Here is a 20,192-nt window from a genome sequence, read left to right on the forward strand (position 1 = left end):
CGTCAATCATTTGTGCCGCAGTCGGAATACTTAATTAATCCCGCCGACTGCGGTAAACTCCCCCTTTACGCCACACTTCAGAATCGATATCTATGACAACCGAACACAATCTCGCCGTTATGCACTGGGGCACCTATCGCGTCACGACCTCTGAAGGCACGCTGACGGCGATTGAACCGGTTGAATGGGACCGCAATCCCTCGGCCATTGGTCAATCGCTGGTCGATGCGGTGCACGGGCCAAGCCGTATTCGCCGTCCGGCGGTGCGCCTAGGTTACCTGAAGCAGGGGCGCGATTCTCGCCACGGGCGCGGCAAAGAGCCTTTTGTCGACGTCAGCTGGGAGACTGCGTTAGCGCTAGTGGCCGACGAGCTGAGCCGGGTAAAAAATACCTACGGCAACGGGGCGTTTTACGCCGGATCCTACGGCTGGTCAAGCGCAGGGCGTTTTCATCATGCCCAGAGTCAGCTGCATCGCTTTTTCAACCAGTTGGGCGGCTATACCGGCAGCACCAACACCTACAGTCTGGCGGCCGCAGAGCGCCTTTTGCCGCACATTATCGGCGACCTCGACGTATTGCAGAAACAGCACACCCACTGGTCTTCGCTGGCGGAGCACTGCGAGATGTTTGTGGCGTTCGGTGGTCTGCCGCTGCGCAATGCACAGGTCAACGGCGGCGGAGCGAACGATCACTCCCTGAAGCACTGGCTCGGACAGATGCAGCAAAACGGCACCCATTTTATCAACGTCAGTCCGGTCAAAAATGACCTTTCCGGCGTCACCAACGCCGAGTGGCTGTCGTTGAAACCCGGCACTGATACGGCACTGTTGTTGGCGTTGACCCACGTCTTGATTGAAGAATCTCTGTATAACGCCGAGTTTGTCGCCAGCCACACGGTGGGCTTCGCACAGTATAAAGCCTATCTGCTGGGCGAAAAGGACGGGCAGGCCAAATCACCAGAATGGGCGGCACCGCTTACCGGAATTGCCGCAGAGAAAATCCGCAGTCTGGCGCGACAGATGGTGGCCAAACGCACGATGATTAATATCGCCTGGTCGTTGCAGCGCGCGCGTCAGGGCGAACAGACGTTCTGGGCTACGGTGGCGCTGGCCGCGCTCATCGGCCAAATAGGGACCCTTGGCGGCGGACTGGGCTTTGCTTATGCCAGTACTAATCTGGCCGGTGCCGATCGTCGTACCTTCTCGGGCCCGCGTTTCCCGGCGGGGCAGAATGCGGTGAGCGACAAGATACCGGTTGCGCGCCTCTCCGACATGTTGCTCAATCCTGGGGGCAACTACCAGTTCGACGGCAAAGACTGTCAATATCCCGATATTCGCGTGGTGTATTGGGCGGGTGGTAACGCCTTCCACCATCATCAGGACCTGAATCGACTGGTCGAGGCCTGGCGTCAGCCTGACACGGTGGTGGTGCACGAGCAGTACTGGACTGCGCAGGCCAAGTTCGCCGATATCGTCTTCCCGGCGACCACCTCTCTCGAACGCAGCGATATTGGCAGCTCGAGCAATGACGGATTTATGATTGCGATGCGCCAGCATATTCCTGCGCAGGGTGAAGCACGGGACGACTACGCGATTTTTCACGCGCTGGCCGAGCGTCTGGGCTTTGGCGAAAGCTTTAGCGAAGGGCGTGACGCCGAGGCGTGGATCCGCTTTATGTATGAAAGTTCGATCCCACGGGCACAGGCCGACGGCATTGAGTTACCGCCGTTCGACGAGTTTTGGCAGCGCGGGAAACTGGAATATGCGCGTCCTGACGCGCCGCAAATCTTCCTCAAAGCGTTTCGCGAAAACCCGCAGGCGTCGCCGCTGGAAACGCCGTCCGGTAAAATCGAACTGTTCTCCCAGACGGTGGCAGATTTTGGCTATGAAGAGTGTCCGGGACATCCGTTCTGGTATGAGCCGGACGCGCAGGCGCAGCGTGAAATGGCCGCCCGCTGGCCGCTGCATTTGTTGTCCAGCCAGCCGAGAACGCGTCTGCATAGCCAGTACGATCAGGGCAGCGAGAGTCGCCGTACCAAGGTTCAGGGGCGTGAACCGCTGTGGCTGCATCCTGAAGATGCCGCCGCGCGGGGCGTGACAGAGGGCAGCGTGGTGAAGGTATTCAACTCGCGCGGAGCCATCTTGGCCGGGGTACATCTGAGCGAAGACATTCGGCCCGGCGTGGTGCAGATGTCGACCGGCGCCTGGTACGACCCGCAGGACTCGAGCCAGCCAAACTCGCTCGACAAGCACGGGAATCCGAACGTACTTACCGAAGACATTGGCAGCTCGCGCCTGGGGCAGGGATGCAGTGCGCAGAGCTGCTGGGTTGAGATAGCGCCTTGGCAGGGGCCGCTGCCCGACGTGACGGCCTTCGAACCGCCGCCGTTTGTCCGCGCAGACTAAGAGACCGCTGAGATGATGACGCCGCAAAAGCACGCCACGCTTGATGATTTTATCGTTGAGACGGAATACGGCGTTATCGGTGATGATGCGGACGTGCGCTATCTCAAGGTGAGCTTCTGCACCGAGGCTTATCGCGAAGAGGATTTTGCCAGATACGCCATCAACAAGCCTGACAGCCTGACGCGCGCAGTGCCAAAACGTAAAGCGGAATACCTGGCGGGCCGTTACTGCTGCGCTGCGCTGTTGCGGGGGTTCTCGGTCTCCTCAGAGGTGACAACCCATCAAGACCGCTCACCTTGCTGGCCTCAGGGGATGCGTGGCACAATATCTCACGGCACGGTGTCGGACGGATACAGTCAGGCGATGGCTATCGTGACCTCTCGCCCACAGCTGTGTCTCGGGGCAGATATCGAGGTGCTTAACCGGGAGGTTTTACGCGAAATCTGTGAAACCTTTACCCAGCCTGCCGAGCGAGAGTATCTGCAAACGCTGGCGATAGATCTGGACTTTAGCCTGTTGCTGGCATTCTCGGCAAAAGAAAGTTTATTTAAGGCCTTATATCCTCAGGTAAAGACTTTCTTTGGATTTGAATATGCTTCTGTCGATTCAATTAATACGCTAAATAAAACCTTTGTCTTAAGATTTAACAGGGATTTAAATGAGGTATTTACAGCCGGTGTTAAAATAAAGGGAAGCTATGCGTTTGACGGTAAAATTATTATTACGATTGTGGTTATAGATTCGCTTTCGCCTTTCTAGGTTAAATCTTACTCGGCACCTTTTACCAGGCGCTAGCGCATTATTCATGGTAACATTATGTATTATTTTTTTACTTCTCTCATATAAGAAATTGGACCATAGTATTTGTTCCTTTACGACTCCCTTGCACAAATTCCCTTCAAAGAATGGGCTTCCCATTCAAATTGAAAGCAGAAAAAGTCTTTTATTATCAATTAGGTAATAAAATTCCCACGGTGACAAGAATTATAAAACCATAACAAAACGTTAGCCTCGATGTCAAAACAGGAGAGGAAATGGATAGCAATTTACTGTTTCAGGCACTGGATAATACTCTACAGAAAATTCAGCGTGCCGATAGCAAAGAAATGCTGCAAGCCATCTGCGGCAATTTTTTTAAACAGGCCGGGATCGACTATTTTATGTTCGCTCTCTGTCACTCAAGCTCTCTGGCTGACCCTGATATTCTGATCATCGAAAACCTGCCGGCAGACTGGTGCGATTTCTATTTTCGACGCGGGTTTCAGCGCATCGATCCGATAACCGCTTACTGTTTCTCTAACACGGTGCCTATCCACTGGCATAAGCTTATCCAGTTGCCTGAATACCGCGATTCGCAGTTTCAGGTCATGATGCATAACGCGAAAAGTTTTGGATTAACGTCGGGTCTGAGTATTCCACTGCGTACCGTCACCGGTGGGTCGGGAATGTTGAGTCTGATTAGCCGCCAGACGGCCGACAAGAGTGAAAACAGCTTCAATATCCTCACGCCTTACGCCATGCTGTTAACCAGCCATTTGCTCGAAAGCGTCAACCGCAATAACTGGATGAACAAAGAACAGTCGCTGGACAAGGTGAAACTGACGGGGCGGGAATATGACTGCCTGTTCTGGGCCTGTGAAGGAAAGACCTCATGGGAAATATCGAAGATATTATGTATCAGCGAAAGAACGGTGATGTTTCACCTTAATAATGCGACCGAGAAATTTGGCGCAAAAAATCGCCAGCACGCGGTTGCCAAGGGTATCCTCGGCAATATCATCCGGCCGAAAATTTATCCGGATGATACGCCGTAACGCATTTATTCAGAGAGAAGATGGGTCTTCTTGAAGCCCTGTGGACTCTTGAGGCCATAGCCCAGCGCGCGGTCAAAACCGATATGCACAATCCAGATTAACGCTAGCATTAACACCTGTGGGTAGAGGGGATAGAATGCTAACAATATAATCGGCAACACATAGTTATGCGTCAGATTATATAAAAATGCACCGGCGCGATTGTTAAATAAATAGCCCACCATTGCCAGGTCAGGCACCAGAATGAAATAACAGAAATAGAGCCAGCTGAAGTGAAAGTGCCAATACAACGTCAGGCCCGAGAGCAGTAAGAGCAGATTTTCACAGCGTACAATGACCAGATGCTGTAATTGCATGATAATTCCTCTTTTTATCGCGATAGCGGTAATTGTTCCAATACGGAACCTAGCTTTTTAAGAAAATCACTGGCATGAGTGCGAATAAAAAAATGTCCGCCTTCATGCAGTGATGTAGAAAATTGCCCCGTCGTACTGTTTTTCCACGGCCGCTGAGCTGAAATATCCACCAGCGGATCGGTGTCATTGGCAAATAAATGCACCGGGCAGGGCAGCGTTATCTCAGGCCTTACGGGGGCATGCGATTCGCACAGCGATAAATCGGCCCGCACTATTTCCAGCATCCAGCTCACCCAGGCTTTATTCGCCAGCAGCTCTGCGTCCACCCCCCCAAACGAGCTGATAAACTTCAGCAGCGTGGTGTCGTCCATCTCGCGGTTGGCGTTAAACGGATAGGCAAACTGCGGCGCACGCTGGCCACTGACCAGTAGCGCACGCGGTGCAAACCCACGCTGACTCGCCCGCAACGCCAAATCGTGTGCGAACCAGGCACCCATGCTGTGACCATAAATCGCAAAATTTACCTCAGGCAGCTGCGGTAACAAAGCCTCGGCGACCTTCTCCGCCAAGGTCCGAAAGTCGGTTTCCTTCGGCCGCCTGTGCTGTCCCTCGCGTCCTGGAAATACCAGCGGGCAGACGTTTATCCACGCTGGCAGCGCCAGCCGCCAGCGGGTGAAAATCGCACTGCTTCCCCCAGCGTAGGGGAAACAGAGCAGATTCAAGCGGCCGTCGTGCGCCAACGTATGCGCCAGCCAGTTATCCTGTTCGAGCGTTGCGGCATCGTTCATCAGTCGCTCCCGACTTTCCCGTTCAGCACCGGAGCAATAACCTCTGCTTTCTTCGGCGGAGCGATATTTCGGCGACGGCTCAGCAACGCTTTGGCTTTCCATAATGTTCTGAATATCAGCGCCTGCTTCTTACGCGACGGGAAGCTTGCCATGATGGACGCCAGCACCCACGGGGCGACCAGATGCATGTTATTGGGTGAGCCGTGCACGTCTGCCAGGCAATACACCCGTGCGTCCGCCGCAATCTTCTTCAGTGACTGAATTTCCGATGACGGGATGATTTCGTCATACTCGCTTTGCAAATAATGCACCGGGATAGCCAGCTTCGGCGCGTCGTTAAGGGTAATCTGCCAGTCGGGCATCTGGATGAACAGCGATTCCCGCGTCAAACCTGTTAGATGCGACAGGGTGCGACGGGTCGCCAGCGGTACCGCCGTCGAGTTGTATTGACGGAAGAAGCTGGCAACCGGTGCGCCGACCGTAGTAATGCCGCGAATGCGGCTGTCCTTTGCCGCGGCGAGCAGGGCAAGGTGACCGCTAAAGCTCAGCGCCATCAAATGACACTGCTGGGTATCGGCACGGCCCTGCACCGCGTCCAGAATCTGCGAGAAAAGCGTCCAGGTTTCCGGCGTATAGCGCAGAGTGTTTTCACCGACGCCCGGCATCTCGGTCACCACGACGCACAGCTTGAGCCGCTTAGCCATCAGCAGAAAGCGCGCCCACTGTTCCTTGATAGAGATTATGCCGCCGCACACCACCACCACCGGCCAGTTTTTGTCCAATCCGGTGGCGTAGGCTTTAAAGGCTCCTTCGGCGAGTACCAGCGTCTCAAACTTGACCTTGGCCTGCGCCATCGATTTCTCGAAGTTTTCGATGCAGGCGTCGTGCGCCGTTTGCTGCATCTCGTTTTCGACAAACGGAAAACGTGCCAGGTTGTAAAGCTTGGCGGCATCAGACCAGTTTTGCAGCTGTTCCATCTGGAGCGCGACCCTGCACCATTCTGCGGTCCAGCTGCCCGCTTCGCTGCCTTCGGCGTGGGTTATCCGCTTAAGGATCTCCTTGACGCCGCCGGGTTTGAGCTGCTGAGCCTCACAGTGCAGCAGGACAAAATTTTTCAGTTCTTCGAGATATTCTGCTTCTTCTTGTCGATGCATGCTTAGCCTCCTTCCTGAAAGAGTTGCAGCTGGAGCTGTCTGCGGTAGGCGATACGGTTATTAATCTTGCGCTGTATGAAAGTGAATTGGTTAAGGGCGCAATAATTGACGCGCCTTAAAAACTGCTGCATTGGCGTATGTGCGCCGAGGAGTTTTTCCTGACGCTGCTGCAAATTGACCACGAAATCGACGTCGGCCTGGCGCTTGGCCTGAAACGCCTTGAACAGCGAGATATCGACACTGTTTTTCTCCAGCCCACTGACCAGCATCGGGGCCAGCGTGATGGCATCCTGAATCGCCAAATTAACGCCCTGACCGAGCAGCGGCGTCACGGTGTGCGCCGCATCGCCTATCAGCAACAGGCCTTCACGTCCCCACTGCGGCGCGGTAGTGGTAAAAATATCCAGCAGGTGAATGTCGTTCCAGTTGCGGACATGCTCGCGCACGTGCTTGCCAAAGCCCGCGTCGATGCCATCAACCAACTGATAAAATGACTCGATTCCCTCACGACGCAGCGCCATAAACCCGCCTTTAGGGATATTGACACCGGCGCGGTAGTAGTCGGGGAAAGTGGGCAGCAGGATCAGGTGGTTAGCGCCATCTATCATAATGCGAGCGGTATTCTCGGGCGCATCGGCGGGCAGTGGCACCTTGAACCACAGTACGTCACGCGCCGCCTGATGCTTCTTCCATTCAATCTTGCCGAGGTCGCGAATCTTGCTGTAGCGACCATCGGCACCGACCACAACGCGTGCCCGCAGGACGCGAGGTTCCTTCTCGTCGTGCAAACGATAGCTCACGCCGCTGACGGTGTTATCCGACCACAGCAGCTCGTCGCAGGTCGCGCCGCGAATAATTTTACAGTTGGCGTAGGTTTCCAGACGCTTAAGCAGCGCGCTCAGTAGCACCGGCTGCGGAATATCCATCACGTACTTGTGGCGGTAGGGAACCTTGGTGTAGTTAATGGTGAGCAGCGACTTTCCGCGCTCGGTCAGCATCATCCGGTGCGTCTCGAGACAGCCGTGCTCAAGCAGGTCATCTAGAATGCCCAGCTCTTTGAAAATACTTACGGTATCCGGCTGCATGGATTCACCGCGAAACGAACGTTTGTAGCTCAGTGAACTCTCAAGCAGAGTGATATCCACTCCCGCTCTGGCCAGTTGTAAAGCCAGTACTAATCCTGCAGGCCCTGCGCCAACAATACAGATATCAGTCATCACTCATTCCTCTTTGGGAAACTTAGGCAGCGGGCAGTTGCGCCACGTTTTCATTGTTGTCGAAGGCGAACTTTTCCAGCTTGTTTTTGATTTTTGACAGGATCTCGGCGGAAACTGCGCCGTCGAGAATGCGGTGGTCAAACACCAGTGTCAGCGTAGTAGCATGGGCCACCGTCAGTTGGCTGTTCTTGACCCACGCACGTTCGGTGATATCGCCCACGCCCAGCGTCAGCGTCGATCCCGGCAGCGGGACAAAGCGCGTGACGGCGCGGCCGCCGAGCGAGGTCACCGTAAACGAACCCTGCACGCGGCTTTTTACCTCCGGGCGGCGCATGGCCAACCGAAACAGCAGCCTGCCGAGCAGAAGTGGCGCTTTCTGGATCTTACGGATTGGCGCGAAGACTTCGGCGCTGGCAATTTCCTGCGTCTTGAAGTAGTCGATACGCGCCTGAATGGCGGTAAGCGACAGCTGGTCGGCGCCCTCAACCACGGCAGAGGCAACGACGCGCTGTTCGTCAACGGTTTTATCCAACGTAAACTTGGCGTTCACCTCACCGAGCGTCACCAAGCGCGGAAACAGCTGGCCGATGAGCATGCTGTTCGCCGCCGGGTACTCCGCCACCACCTGCGCCATCGCCTGAATAAAGTAGGCGAGATAGCTGTAACGCTTGCCGCTCTGCTGGCGATGCCGCACCACTTCCGTCATCTCGACGTCGGTGTCGATAGACACGGGACGATAGGCATGCGACTGCTCCAGAAACAGCAGCGTATGCTGGCGCTGTTTCGGAAAAGGCTGCTGAGTATGGCTCATGCTGCGCTCCTGCGGGTCAGGTCAAACAGCTGGCGCAGCGTGTTGGCCTGCAGATAATCCGCCACCGGCAGACGCACATTCAGCTCCTTCTCCAGGCGGCTCATCAGGCGGACGGCGTTGATAGAATCCCAGTTCTCCAGATTGACGAGCGGCACATCCAGCTCCTCTTCGGTTGCATCGGTCGCCATGTAGCCGTTAATGAAAGACAAAAATTCAGAGGGCGTATTCATAAAGGTGTCTCCTGATATGAGGCAATCAATTCAATGTGGTTAGGGACAACGGCAGGAGCCTCGAGCGCATGGCAGTATTCACTGAACTGCGCGTTGCCCTCGCTGAGCGTGAAGCCGTGCCGGGTATAAAAATCGGCAACCTGCTGGTTTTTCTGCGTCGGAAGATAGCGTGCACGGATCTCCTCGCAGCCCTGACGCTGCGCCCAGCTCAGGAAATGGTTGAGCGCGGCGGTTTCCAACTGTCGTGAGAACACGCGGCAGCTGAGCAAGAAGTTGTCTATCCACAGGCTGTTGTGCTCGCGGTGATAGAACAGGCAGCCGATGACGCCGTATTCGCCGAAACGATCGCTGCTTTGCAAAGCGATGATGCCGTGCTGCGGCTGGGCCAGATAAGCCTGAACCTCGCTTTCGCTCATGCGACGGGTGGTCATGTTGAACTGATTGGTGCGCAGGCTCAGTTGGGCGACGCGAGCCAGCTCTTGTCCCTGCGGCGTGAAGAGCCGCAGTTTGAGCTGTAACTCTGCGAGAAACGCCTCAAGCGAGGTGGACGCATTGCGCAGCGATTTGCGTTTGGCCTCGGTCTGATACAGCTTGCTGCGCTGGTAGTCTTCCGGATTCAGTTCCAGCTGGCAGAAGTGGTTGCCTTTGACCAGCGCGGCGGCGTATTCGGCAGGGTCACTGCCGGGATCGACCACGCTAATCTGCGGATGCTGATTCCTGACCTCTTCGCGTTCGAACGCGCTGTCATCGACGAACACCAAACTGTCGCTGCCGATATTGAGCAGCTCGCTGATGGTTTGCAGGGCATCGCTTTTTGGCTGCCAGTTGGCGACGATGGCCGAGAAATCATCTATTTTCAGCACCATATCTTCACGTTGTTGCAGAAGGTTGATGACGTTTTCGCGTTCGTTTTTACTGCTGATTGCCAGCAGGACGCCCTGTGCTGAGAGGCGTTTGATCACCTGCTGGAAGCTCACGAACGCCTCGCCGGTGGCGCTGTTGCTGAGCTGGATACCCTCGATACCGTCATCGCCCAGAATGCCTCCCCACAGGGTGTTGTCGAGATCCAGCACCAGGCATTTCTTCGCCATGCCGCGGCTGGCAAACACCATGGCCGCGACTTCACCGGCGAGGGCGTCCAGCAGTTCGTTGCTCATCAGCGTGCGGGCATAGAATCCTAGGCGGTCATCGCGCAGCGGGAAGTCGGCGCTCAGCAGGCTTTGAGTATCGATGACGAAAACGTGGCGATAGGTTTCCGCCAGCGCCAGCAGGTCGGCGTTAAACTGGGCCCACCAACGGCTGATGCGCGCGCGTCCGCGATAGTCCAGGCACTGCTGTAGCGTCTTGCCGCTGAGCGGCAGCGTATTGAAGACCAGTAGGCCGCTGGCCTGCTGGTGGTACTGTTCGGCAAACTGTGTCAGCTGGTGGAGCTTGTTGCGCAGCCCTTGTTCAATATCCTCTGGACGCCAGTTCGGGCCTAGTTCGTCCAGCACCGAGTGTCCGTCGAGCAGGCAAAGCGTCAGCTCGGGCGACGAACGATAGAGGCTGCTGTCGGCGTTGAGCAACTCATAGTGATACTGGTTGTAGTCCGACAGGTAAAATTCAGGCAGCATGCCGCGCGCCAGCAGACGACTGCGCAGAGTATCGGCGATCGTCTGGTAGGAGAAATTACTGACGACGGCGAGACGGAAGGTGCTGCCACCCTGCTCGCGATAGGCCTCTGCCGCTAGCGTGCGCAGGTTAACCCCGGCGTGTAATCGGTCATCGGCGCTGCTAATGGCCCCGAGATGGCGCTGGAGTGAGGGCAGCGCGTCGGTCGGAAATCCCGCCTTGCGCAGGGCGGTTATCGCGCTTAAAGGGGTTTGTGTCATCATTTCACTCCGTGATGCTGTAGCGCCAGACCGCCGCTCAGCCAGCGTGAAGACTCGACCGTCAGAGCAATCGCGCGCTGACCCGGCTGAAAGGTCTCCAGCAGGTGGCTGAGCTGGAACAGCAACAGGGCGTTACCGTTGTTGCCGGTTTGCGCCACGCAGTTGATGGTTTTTTCCGTCGGCAAGCGCAGGGCGTCGATGAGCCGTGTGGTCATGCGGCCCGACAGCTGCGGCACCAGGAACCAGTCAATTTCGTCCGGCGTGGCCTCAAGCGCTGACAGCATGCGCCCCAGCTGCTCTTCGGCGATGAGCGGCACGTGAGTTTCAATGTTCTTGTAATCTTCGCGCAGCATCTCCTGCTCGATGATGCGGCTGCCTTGCCAGTTGACGATTTGCCCGGCGGGCAGGGTAGATTCGGTCATCCGATACTGCAAATGGGTGATGGCGAGCGGGCTTTCGTCGGCGTTGGCGGTCAGCACCACCGCCCCGGCACCGTCACCGAACAGCGCGAAGTTAATGATTTCCGAAGCCAGCGAATCGCTGTAATCCTTCAGGGGATCGATGAACTTGTTGCAGATGTCTGCGCCGATCACCAACCCGTAGCGATAACGACCGACGGACAGCAGATCGTTGGCCAGGTTGAGCGCCTGCATAGCTCCACAGCAGCCAGACTGCAGCTGATAGGTCGGAATATTGAACATTTCAAGGTCATGCGCGACCTCGTTGACCGTGGCCGGCATCAGCTTGTCCGGCGTTGCCGTCGCCAGAATAATGAAATCGATTTTGCTTTTATCGATCTGCGCGTTGTCGATGGCGGCAATCGCCGCCTGACGGGCGATATCCATCAGCGAATAGTGCTGAACGCCGCTGTTCAGGTCGGTGGCGAAATAGCGCGATTGGTTGCCCAGATAGAGTGAAATCCACTCTTCATTGAGGGCAAAGCGCTGCGCCAGCGCTGCATTACTGACCGGTTTACCGGGCGTGCAGAGTCCGAGGCCCTTGATATACATGGTCATACTTTCTCCTCAGCAACGGCTTTGCCGTTTTCCATCAACGTGGTGACGCGATTGATTAAGTCATCGACGGTGACGATGGTCAGAGTGTCGGTAAACGCCAGTTTCTGTTTCTCTGGCAGGTCTTTATTCAGGATGTCGATCAGTTCGATGACGATGATGGAGTCCAGCCCAAGGTCTTCACTCAGACGCAGATTGCCCTTGATGGCCTGTTGCTCACAGGCGAGGATCCTCGCCAGCGTCGTCACCACAAACTCACCCCCAGCGTGGTCTTGCTGGCGTAGGGCAACGCTTTCGGGCGTTGAAGCGGGTGCGCGAGTCACGCTGGCCTGGGTGACCGGCTCCAGCCAGAAGCTGGAAGGCTGGAAGGCGTAGGCCGGTAGCCTGCTGCGGCACTGGCCTCGCTTGCCCCGATTCAGGTTGAGCAGGACGCCGTGGTCGTAAAGCTGAGCCACCGCCTGCAAATGCTGGCGCAGCGCGTCTTTCGCGGTGTCACTTTCACTTACCCACTGAATCTCGCCGCGTTCCGCCGGAGCTGCGACGGTGGAAAGCACCAGACGACTGCCGCAGGCCTGTAGCGCAGCCTGACGTCCTTCAGCGCCTGCGTGGCCTTCGTCGAACAGTTGCAGCCATTCGTTAAGCGGCGGCAGCAGCGAAACCGATTGACCCTGGTAGCAGGAGATAAACGGCGTGTGCGGCTCTTGCTCTGGAATGCGGTGAAAATACTGCTGATACTTTTCAAACGGCGCGGTGGATTCCAGCTGGAAGTCATCGCAGGTCAGCACTTGCTGCAAATGCAGTATTTCGGCGTGCTGTGCGACCAGATAGACCGCATCTTCCAACGTGAGGAGCCCAGACAGGCAGGCCGCGACGTATTCGCTGACGCCTTCGCCAATCACGCTTACCGGTGCAATACCTTCGCTGGCCCACAGTTGGGACAACGCGTAGTTCCACGAGAACACCGCGGGGAGCCAATAGCTTTGCTGACCCGGAGAGAGCGGCGCATCGTTGGCGAACATTTGCGAGATAACCGAATGCCCCAGCAGCGGATAAAACAGGCTGTCGCAGCGCTCGATGGCTTGTCGAAACGACGGCGCATGATTAAACAACGACGGGCAGAAGGAGAGCGCTGCCGAAGACGGACTCGCGAGATACAGCGCCGTTAAGGCGTGCGGTTTTTTCGACGTATTCGGGCTGAGCGAGAACTGGCGCAGCTGTTTTTGCAGTTCGTCGGCGGTTGATGCCACCCAAGCCTTTTTCGCCCGTAACAGGCTTTTCACCTCACGCGACTCGGTCGCCAGCGCGGCAAGGTCACAGTCTGGATGCGTATCGAGATAGCTCGACAAGGCGCGTGCCTGATCCGCCAGCGTATCGGCAGTCGGCGCAGACAGGGTAAAAAGCTGCGGCTGGCGAGGCTCGGAACGCGGCTGAACGCGGGCGTCGGCGCGCTGCAGGACCAGGTGACCATTGGTGCCGCCAAGCCCGAAGCTGCTCAGACCGACCAGCGTGCGGCTGTCTTGCTCAAGCGTGAAGCCGAGCGGCGGCAGCTTGAGCGCTATGTTTTTCTCAAGAATGGCGTTCGGCGTGTCGGCATAGAGGCTGGCCGGAACATAGCCATGATGCAGCATCAGGGCGAGCTTGATGACGCCCGCGATACCCGCTGCCGCCTCGGTGTGGCCAATCAGACCTTTCACCGAGCCGATGTGGCAAGGACGCTGGCGCTCTGGGACATTAAGCACGTTGTTCAGTGCCTGAAGCTCAATTCTGTCGCCCAGCTCTGTGCCGGTGCCGTGGCACTCGACGTAATCGATCTCTGCCGGGGAAATCCCCCATTGCTCATAGGTCTGCGACAGCAGCGCCTGCTGTGCAAAACGGTTCGGTGCCGACAGGCCGTTGCTTTGCCCGTTATGATTGACCGTGCAGCCCGCCAGCGTGGCGTAGGTGCCCGTGTCTTGCGCCACGCGCTGCAACAGCACCACGCCGACGCCTTCGCCGCGCACAATGCCGTCGCTGTAGCGGCTGAACGGGTGACATTCGCCTTTAACCGAGGCAATACCGGCGCGCTGATAAAACTTTTGCAGCATCGGTGTCGCAATCACGTTAACGCCTGCCACCAGCGCATACTCACAGTCGCCGTTGCGCAGGCTTTGTACGGCATAGTGCATCGCTAAAATCGAAGACGAGCAGGCGCTGTCCAGACTCAGGCTTGGCCCTTTAAAATCATAATGATACGACACGCGGTTGGCGATAATCGCCAGACCGTTGCCGGTAATCATATGGCTGTTGATGTTGTCGTCATCGGCAATCGAGCGCGCCGCCCAGTCGTTGGCCATCGCGCCGACGAAAACGCCGGTTTTACTGCCGCGCAGCGACTGTGGCGCGATCCCCGCATCCTCAATGGCGTGCCAGACGTTTTGCAACAACAGGCGCTGCTGCGGGTCCATCAGTTGGGCTTCGCGATTGGAAATTCCAAAAAATTCGGCGTCGAAATGATCCACGCCTCGGATAAATCCTCCCGCCAGCTGGCGGCGGCAATAGTCGGCAGGCTGGGCGTTGACCGAGCTACGGCGGGTCGAAATTTTGTTGTTTTTAACCACCTGCCAGTAAGCGTCCAGGTTCTCTGCACCGGGAAATTGACAGGCCATCCCGGTGATGGCGATTTTGTCGGCGTTCATTCCAGACTCTTTCATTCCAGCTTCTCCTCTCGGCATTAACGTGACGCGGCAGTAACCTCGGATTCGAGGAACTCCGCCATCTGCGCAATCGTCGGGTAGTCCCAGGCAATCGTGGGTTCGATTTCGATGTTCAGCCACTCTTCCAGCTCTGCGCACAGGCTTAAGGCGTGAATTGAATCGACGCCGTAATTTGCCAGCGGTAACTGGATGTCGATGTTCTCTTTAGGCTGGTGCGTCTGGGCCGAAAGGCGGTCTAAGATAAAGTCGGTGATACGCACTTGGGTCATTTTGTCTGACATGATCAATCCTGTTTAAAAGTTAAGAATTTGGAGTCGTACGGCGGTTAGCCGCCACGTGCTTCACTGCGCGATTGCAGGTAAGCAAGGATGTTGCCCTCAACCTTTGGGTCGGGATAAAAAGGACAGTGACGTAATTGTGAAAACACAAAATCCAGGCAGGTGACAAGGTAGTTAACGTCACCGGCAAACGGGCTCGTGGAGTCGAGACACCAGCGGCCCACGGTTGCCAGCGCGGACTGGATCCAGGCATAGCGCTGAACAGTCTCGAAGGCCTGATACTCGTCGGCGGCGAAGGTGGTTTCGCTCAACTGCACGCAGTGACTGTGCAGCATGCCGAGACGCTGAAGCAGCAGATCGCCGTCCGGCTGGCTGATGCTCTGCGAACGCATGAGCGCGCCTACGTGCTCCGGCCAGTAGTGAATGCTGTGCAACAGCAGGTCTTTGCCCGACGAAGTCAGCTTGAGTGCGCCCGTCGTGAAGGCGTGCTTGACCTGTGGGGAAAACAGCAGGATCAGGCTCTGCTGGAGATCTTCACGCGGCGTGTTGAAGCGTTTGAAGATCAGCGGCAACTGGGGAATAAGCGACGCCTGACAGGTAAAGCTGCTGGCATGCCCAAGACTGACCACCGGATAATCGCGCATAATTTTTTCAAACAGCGCCGCCTCGCCTTCGCGCAGGTAGTAGCGCGAGCCCAGCACCAGCGCGAGCTTTTTCAGCACCGTGCGCATGCGCAGCGGCACCTGCGCCTTGCACAGCGAACCCAGCACGCTCATCTCCGCCGGAACCGTATGCAGCCCGCGTGCGGCCACGTAACTGAGGTTGTCGCACAGCGCATAGTCGAGCCAGGCGAGCGTCAGTTCTGCACGAACGTTCGGGATGGTCAGCAGATTGTTGCCATACAGCGTGCGTTGGCTGGCATAACGCGCCGTGATAGCCAGCGCACTGTCGATAGTGCCAAGACTAATGCCGGGCAGCAGCGCGCGGGTAATCTGGAAGGCCGTGAGTGCATAGCTAAAGGCAAACCCCTCTTTGCCGAGCAGGCAGGCGTCGGGAATAAAGCACGCCTCAAATTCGATTCCGCTAATCTGGCAGCCGCGAACACCCTGAGTCGCAAAACGCGGCAGCTTATGATGCTGTTCACTGGCCAGCAGCTGGGTATCAACCAGAAACAGCGAGTGCGTGCGCATTCCCTGCTCGGGGCTGGTTCGCGCCTGCAACACCACGGCACCGGCACGGCCAATATTGTTGATAACCTGCTTGCGGCCCTGAAGCAGGTATCCGCCCGGCACGGGCTGCGCCGTCAACTCGTTTGCAGCAAAGTCATTGCCGTGTTCGAGCTCGTGATAGGCGATAGAAATTTTCTTTCCGGCCGCCAGCAGGGCGTTGCACTGGGCTTTTTGCTCGGACGAACCTGCAACCCAGACGTTAGTCGCGGCCATAAAGGTGGTCAGGATATAGCCCAACCCAAGCCCCAGGTCTCGTTCACACAGCGTGCGCAGCAGCCTCATCAGCTCCGGCATGGCAACGGCGGGTTGCCCACTTTCGTCGGTGGCCAGCAGTGAAGGAATGCCGATAGCGTCTAGTCCGGCTTCGGCCGCCTGATTAAGCTCTGCCGCCTCGTCGAGCGCCAGAATAAAGGCCGGACGCAGGCTAGGGGAGCGTGCCTGCAAATCACGGAGTTGATGCATTGCTTCAGTGATATTCATCCTGTAAGCCCTCTAGCCTGCCAACGGCAATGGAAAGAAAGAGATCAGCTGATGCTGCTCGATGCTGGTCTGTACTTGCTGCATCAGCGGCTCGGCATACTCGGCAGGCGTCCCTACTAGCCTGGCCAGGCAGGCACAGAGCGCCTTGCCGTCTTTCCAATGCGCGGCCAGATGCCGATGGGAGCTGATGAATGCCTGAATACAGCAGGCACCGGCAAAGATCCGGGTATAGTTTTCCGCCATCGCAAAGCTCTGCGCGCTGATTTGCTTGCTCGGCGTCTGAGACAGGAAGAAATCGTCAAGCAGTGCAAGCTGAATCAACAGTTCGCTCACCTGCGCGCTCAGTTTTTGCTGCACGGTCGCTGAGAGGCCTTCGACGTCGGTCAGCTGTCTTTGTACGTCAAACAGACCCTGCACAATGAAGTCATGACCTTTGCCGGAGAGTTTCAACTGCTCGGGCTTGAGCGCCTCCAGCGGGGCGTCAATGCTGAACAGCACATCGAGCAGAGCGGGCATTTCCTGCTGTGAGATAGGGCGACGACGCTGGCGGGCCAGCACCGGCAGCTGCACCACCAAAGCTTGCAGGTTGACGACCGTATTGCCGTCAAACAGGCTCACCAGACGACAGTCGCGCTGGAGTTTACTGAAGTGGCCGAATTCGCCGTCGTCTTCCAGATAGGCACGTGCACCGAGAACATCGACCAGCCCGTCAACCATGGTCTCGATGCTGGCAGGTACATAGGCCTTGGCGGCCGCCGAGATGGTGCTCATTTGCTGCGGCAAGACGTTGATGGCGCGGCTGCTGAACAGGCCGACCAGGTCGGCAATCAGCAGATCGGCGGCCGAATCACTGAGGCGGCGGCGAATATTGGCCAGCTGCGACAGCGAGGAATGATAAACGCGGCGCTGTTCGGCATAGCGATAGGCGAGGCGCAGCGCGCTTTCACCGGCACCGCATGAGAGGGCGGTGCACAGCGTGCGGCTGATTTGGAATCCGCAGAGCATGATTTCCAGACCCTGACCGATTTGGCCTACCAGCGAAGAGGCGGGGAGCGGGGCATTGTGAAAACGCACACCGCTGATGTCTGCGCCTTTGATGCCGTGAGTCAGCAGCTTGGGCTCATAGCTCAGCGCATTCTCCGGCAGGCACGCCTTTTCGACCATAAACAGGCTAAAATCGCGGGCGTTATTTTTGGCCGAAGTACGGGCAAAAACCGTCAGTGACGCAGAGCGACGCGCGTTGTTAATCAGGTATTTCTCACCGTTGAGCAGATAACCGTCTTCGGTCTCGCTGCACAGCGTGTCGGTGGCAGAGATGTCGCTGCCGTGAGGGTGTTCGGTCAACGCCAGCGACACCTGATCCTGACGCAGGATGGACTCGGCCAGTCGTGCACGCTGGGTATCCGAACCGCCCACCCAGACGCAAATTGCACCCAGCATGGTTTTACCGTGGCCGATGGCGGCCGTTAAATCTCGGCGTGAGGTCAGACGTATTAAATTAAAAAGTTCATCGTAGCCTTTTAAATTACCGCCGAACGCTTCAGGCACATAATATTCACTCAGGCCCCAGGCGTTTAGTTCGCGAATAAACTCTTCAGGAAATGTCGAGTTAATATCGTATTGCCTGGCTCGTTTAAAAGAGAATGTATTTTTCTCATCAGCGGGATCGCCGAAGAACCGCTCATAGTCGAGCGTTAAATCATAGAGAGATTTCATAATTATCCTTACTGCAAATAATAAAGTTATTTAGCTGGCGTTAATACTTACGCGACTTATCTGGCTTTATTCTTTGCTTGCGACAGGCAATTCATCGAATCCAAATACTGAAGGTAATTCGCCCTTGAGCCACATTTCTTTTGTACGTCGGCGTTGCACTTTGCCGCTGGTGGTGCGTGGCAGCGTGCCGCGGGCAATCAGCGTAATGACCGCAACCGGAACCTCGAAATAACGGCCGATTTCAAAGCGCAGTCGGGTGATGAGCTGCGTCAGCTGCTCCGGCTCCAGTCCGTGGCGTTTATCGATTTCCTGCACCACCACCACACGTTCGCCTCTTTCGCTTTCCAGCCCGAACGCCGCCGAGAGACCGCTGGCAAACAGCGGCTCAGACTCTTTGATGCGCTGCTCGATGTCCTGCGGATAGATATTGCGGCCATTGACGATCACCAGATCTTTCTGACGACCGGTGATGTAAAGCTCATTTTGCTGCTGGAATCCCATATCTCCGGTGCGCAGGTAGTGCTTGCCGTTGGAAGGAGACAGCTCGGCGTGGAAAATCTCCCGCGTCTGCTCGGGTTTACCCCAGTATCCCTGGGCGACACTCTCGCCGTGGATCCACACTTCACCCACTTCGCCGTCGGCGAGTCGTTGGTGAGAGACCGGGTCAACGATGACGACTTCGAGGTCGTAGGCCTGGCCCGAACTGACCAGTGTGACCGCTGAGCTGGAGTCAGGCGTCTGGAAGATAATCTTGTTGGCCGCCAACGCTTCGCGGTCAACGGTCAGGGTTTCATGTGCGACGTGCGGGGTGCCACCGGTAACAAACAGAGTGGTTTCCGCCATGCCGTAGCAGGGATAAAACAGGTTACGGCTAAAGCCAAAGCGGGCAAAACGTTCCGAGAAGGCGTCAATGGTCTGCGACTTAATCGGTTCTGAACCGTTGAAACAGGCGTGCCAGTGCGACAGATCAATCCCTTCCAGCTTCTGGTCATTGGCCTTTTCAATACTGTGCTCAAAGCAGAAATTCGGACCGCCTGAGGTGTTAATCTTGTAGTCGCTGATCGCTTTCAGCCAGTTCATCGGGTGTTTGACGAAGGCCACCGGTGACATCAAGACCAGCGTGGAGCCGAGATACAGCGACTGAAGAATTAACCCGATCAGGCCCATGTCGTGGTAGAACGGCAGCCAACCGCCCATGACAGTGTTGTTGTCATGCTGATATTTATGCTTGATTAACAAACTGTTGTGAATCAAATTGCCGTGGCTGACCATCACCCCTTTAGGGTTACCCGTCGAGCCGGAGGTATATTGCAGGAAGGCCAAATCCTCAGGCTGCACGTCAGCAGAGGTCCATGGGCGGTTGCCGACCAGCACGTCTGAAGGCAGGCACGGCGTGGCGGCATACGGGGTTTCGGCCAGCCATTCCAGGACTTCGCCATGCAGTTTTTCAGTGGTCAAAATTAAATTAACCGCGGCGTCCTGCATAATATGTTCGATGCGGTGAAAATGCGGCGACTTTTTGGCATATAAAGACATCGGTACGGCAATAATACCGCAAAATTCACAGGCCATAAAAGCGACAATAAATTCAACGCCGGTACGATAAAGTAATAAAGCGCGATCGCCTTTATTAAAGTTTTGCTGTAAATATCCCGCCAGTGTCAAAATTTTTTGGTTAATTTCACTGTAGGTCAGGCGCTCAGCTTCTTCACCTTTGTCATTAAGCATAATAACGGCGTGTTTCTTTGCATAATGCTCGGCATTGTAATTAAGATAATCAACAATTGTTTTCATTCTTCTCAATCCCATAAGAAATATTAAAATTATTTACCGTTGAAAGTGTGACGCAGGCTGGCTGTGGGGTCATGGTCGTTGAGTATAATGATGCGCAATTGCATGAAAAAGCACGTTGCTCGTTCACCCTGTCATATTCGACAGGTTATGAAGAGATTAAGAGTTGTAGTCTGTACGCATTCAATAAATAGCTGGTATGTTTGAGGGTTACCGCAGGGTTGCCCTCTGCGTTTTGGCGCTGGGGTCGAGGCGTGTAGGACGAAGTTTAGCTGTTGATGGGCGTCTGGAATCAAAGTTTTGAAAGAAAAAGCATTCCATGCAAAGTGAAGGGGTAATGGTCATC

The 20,192-nt window shown here is 56.1% G+C and carries 16 protein-coding genes; 3 read left to right on the top strand and 13 right to left on the bottom strand.

Annotation, left to right across the window (positions count from 1 at the left end; all coding sequences use genetic code 11):
• The first annotated feature begins 92 nt into the window (after positions 1 to 92).
• The 3 genes from O1V65_RS03175 (at position 93) to O1V65_RS03185 (ending at position 4,219) form a co-directional block, all read left to right on the top strand.
• Entirely contained in the window at positions 93 to 2,405 is a 2,313-nt protein-coding gene (locus O1V65_RS03175; protein ID WP_227977964.1) for a molybdopterin-dependent oxidoreductase, read from the top strand.
• Between the two features lie 12 nt (positions 2,406 to 2,417).
• Positions 2,418 to 3,164: a 4'-phosphopantetheinyl transferase family protein gene (locus O1V65_RS03180; protein WP_017492590.1), complete on the top strand. Its 747-nt coding sequence runs from the start codon at positions 2,418 to 2,420 to the stop codon at positions 3,162 to 3,164.
• Between the two features lie 275 nt (positions 3,165 to 3,439).
• On the top strand, positions 3,440 to 4,219 hold the full coding sequence (locus O1V65_RS03185; protein WP_017492591.1) for a LuxR family transcriptional regulator: 780 nt from the start codon (positions 3,440 to 3,442) through the stop codon (positions 4,217 to 4,219).
• A 5-nt stretch (positions 4,220 to 4,224) separates the two neighbouring features.
• Here the strand turns inward: O1V65_RS03185 and O1V65_RS03190 are convergent, their stop codons facing one another.
• The 13 genes from O1V65_RS03190 to O1V65_RS03250 all read right to left on the bottom strand — a co-directional run bounded on the left by O1V65_RS03190 (position 4,225) and on the right by O1V65_RS03250 (position 19,849).
• Positions 4,225 to 4,575, bottom strand: a complete 351-nt coding sequence (locus O1V65_RS03190) for a DUF4260 domain-containing protein (protein WP_017492592.1) — start codon at positions 4,573 to 4,575, stop codon at positions 4,225 to 4,227.
• A 14-nt stretch (positions 4,576 to 4,589) separates the two neighbouring features.
• A complete protein-coding gene (locus O1V65_RS03195; protein WP_269130153.1) occupies positions 4,590 to 5,363 on the bottom strand; it encodes a thioesterase II family protein in 774 nt (257 codons plus the stop codon).
• Positions 5,363 to 6,517 carry an alpha/beta fold hydrolase gene (locus O1V65_RS03200; protein ID WP_269130154.1) on the bottom strand — a complete coding sequence of 385 codons (1,155 nt, stop codon included), beginning with the start codon at positions 6,515 to 6,517 and terminating at the stop codon, positions 5,363 to 5,365. Before O1V65_RS03200 ends, O1V65_RS03195 begins: the two co-directional genes overlap by 1 nt.
• Positions 6,518 to 6,519: 2 nt before the next feature.
• Positions 6,520 to 7,734, bottom strand: coding sequence for an FAD-dependent monooxygenase (locus O1V65_RS03205; protein WP_017492595.1), 1,215 nt, complete (start codon positions 7,732 to 7,734; stop codon positions 6,520 to 6,522).
• Between the two features lie 22 nt (positions 7,735 to 7,756).
• Entirely contained in the window at positions 7,757 to 8,545 is a 789-nt protein-coding gene (locus tag O1V65_RS03210; RefSeq protein ID WP_017492596.1) for a 2-oxo acid dehydrogenase subunit E2, read from the bottom strand.
• The gene (locus O1V65_RS03215; protein ID WP_017492597.1) at positions 8,542 to 8,775 is read right to left on the bottom strand and encodes an acyl carrier protein; all 234 of its coding nucleotides are present in this window, start codon (positions 8,773 to 8,775) and stop codon (positions 8,542 to 8,544) included. The genes O1V65_RS03210 and O1V65_RS03215 overlap by 4 nt, the downstream gene beginning before the upstream one ends.
• Positions 8,772 to 10,649 carry an HAD-IIIC family phosphatase gene (locus O1V65_RS03220; protein WP_165429334.1) on the bottom strand — a complete coding sequence of 626 codons (1,878 nt, stop codon included), beginning with the start codon at positions 10,647 to 10,649 and terminating at the stop codon, positions 8,772 to 8,774. The genes O1V65_RS03215 and O1V65_RS03220 overlap by 4 nt, the downstream gene beginning before the upstream one ends.
• Positions 10,646 to 11,662: a 3-oxoacyl-[acyl-carrier-protein] synthase III C-terminal domain-containing protein gene (locus O1V65_RS03225; protein ID WP_017492599.1), complete on the bottom strand. Its 1,017-nt coding sequence runs from the start codon at positions 11,660 to 11,662 to the stop codon at positions 10,646 to 10,648. Before O1V65_RS03225 ends, O1V65_RS03220 begins: the two co-directional genes overlap by 4 nt.
• On the bottom strand, positions 11,659 to 14,349 hold the full coding sequence (locus O1V65_RS03230; protein ID WP_269130155.1) for a type I polyketide synthase: 2,691 nt from the start codon (positions 14,347 to 14,349) through the stop codon (positions 11,659 to 11,661). The genes O1V65_RS03225 and O1V65_RS03230 overlap by 4 nt, the downstream gene beginning before the upstream one ends.
• A gap of 20 nt (positions 14,350 to 14,369) precedes the next feature.
• Positions 14,370 to 14,633, bottom strand: coding sequence for an acyl carrier protein (locus O1V65_RS03235; protein WP_017492601.1), 264 nt, complete (start codon positions 14,631 to 14,633; stop codon positions 14,370 to 14,372).
• A gap of 44 nt (positions 14,634 to 14,677) precedes the next feature.
• On the bottom strand, positions 14,678 to 16,339 hold the full coding sequence (locus O1V65_RS03240; RefSeq protein ID WP_017492602.1) for an acyl-CoA dehydrogenase family protein: 1,662 nt from the start codon (positions 16,337 to 16,339) through the stop codon (positions 14,678 to 14,680).
• A 12-nt stretch (positions 16,340 to 16,351) separates the two neighbouring features.
• Positions 16,352 to 18,055: an acyl-CoA dehydrogenase family protein gene (locus tag O1V65_RS03245; RefSeq protein WP_165429337.1), complete on the bottom strand. Its 1,704-nt coding sequence runs from the start codon at positions 18,053 to 18,055 to the stop codon at positions 16,352 to 16,354.
• A gap of 66 nt (positions 18,056 to 18,121) precedes the next feature.
• On the bottom strand, positions 18,122 to 19,849 hold the full coding sequence (locus O1V65_RS03250; protein WP_269130156.1) for a fatty acyl-AMP ligase: 1,728 nt from the start codon (positions 19,847 to 19,849) through the stop codon (positions 18,122 to 18,124).
• Positions 19,850 to 20,192: the final 343 nt, after the last annotated feature.

This window comes from Rouxiella badensis, from assembly GCF_026967515.2.
Lineage (GTDB): Bacteria > Pseudomonadota > Gammaproteobacteria > Enterobacterales > Enterobacteriaceae > Rouxiella > Rouxiella badensis.

What these genes read in the sequence shown, in the direction of transcription:
- O1V65_RS03175 (WP_227977964.1), top strand. Translation starts at nt 93, where the DNA reads ATGACAACCGAACACAATCTCGCCGTTATGCACTGGGGCACCTATCGC.
- O1V65_RS03180 (WP_017492590.1), top strand. Translation starts at nt 2,418, where the DNA reads ATGATGACGCCGCAAAAGCACGCCACGCTTGATGATTTTATCGTTGAG.
- O1V65_RS03185 (WP_017492591.1), top strand. Translation starts at nt 3,440, where the DNA reads ATGGATAGCAATTTACTGTTTCAGGCACTGGATAATACTCTACAGAAA.
- O1V65_RS03190 (WP_017492592.1), bottom strand. Translation starts at nt 4,575, where the DNA reads ATGCAATTACAGCATCTGGTCATTGTACGCTGTGAAAATCTGCTCTTA.
- O1V65_RS03195 (WP_269130153.1), bottom strand. Translation starts at nt 5,363, where the DNA reads ATGAACGATGCCGCAACGCTCGAACAGGATAACTGGCTGGCGCATACG.
- O1V65_RS03200 (WP_269130154.1), bottom strand. Translation starts at nt 6,517, where the DNA reads ATGCATCGACAAGAAGAAGCAGAATATCTCGAAGAACTGAAAAATTTT.
- O1V65_RS03205 (WP_017492595.1), bottom strand. Translation starts at nt 7,734, where the DNA reads ATGACTGATATCTGTATTGTTGGCGCAGGGCCTGCAGGATTAGTACTG.
- O1V65_RS03210 (WP_017492596.1), bottom strand. Translation starts at nt 8,545, where the DNA reads ATGAGCCATACTCAGCAGCCTTTTCCGAAACAGCGCCAGCATACGCTG.
- O1V65_RS03215 (WP_017492597.1), bottom strand. Translation starts at nt 8,775, where the DNA reads ATGAATACGCCCTCTGAATTTTTGTCTTTCATTAACGGCTACATGGCG.
- O1V65_RS03220 (WP_165429334.1), bottom strand. Translation starts at nt 10,649, where the DNA reads ATGATGACACAAACCCCTTTAAGCGCGATAACCGCCCTGCGCAAGGCG.
- O1V65_RS03225 (WP_017492599.1), bottom strand. Translation starts at nt 11,662, where the DNA reads ATGACCATGTATATCAAGGGCCTCGGACTCTGCACGCCCGGTAAACCG.
- O1V65_RS03230 (WP_269130155.1), bottom strand. Translation starts at nt 14,349, where the DNA reads ATGAAAGAGTCTGGAATGAACGCCGACAAAATCGCCATCACCGGGATG.
- O1V65_RS03235 (WP_017492601.1), bottom strand. Translation starts at nt 14,633, where the DNA reads ATGTCAGACAAAATGACCCAAGTGCGTATCACCGACTTTATCTTAGAC.
- O1V65_RS03240 (WP_017492602.1), bottom strand. Translation starts at nt 16,339, where the DNA reads ATGAATATCACTGAAGCAATGCATCAACTCCGTGATTTGCAGGCACGC.
- O1V65_RS03245 (WP_165429337.1), bottom strand. Translation starts at nt 18,055, where the DNA reads ATGAAATCTCTCTATGATTTAACGCTCGACTATGAGCGGTTCTTCGGC.
- O1V65_RS03250 (WP_269130156.1), bottom strand. Translation starts at nt 19,849, where the DNA reads ATGAAAACAATTGTTGATTATCTTAATTACAATGCCGAGCATTATGCA.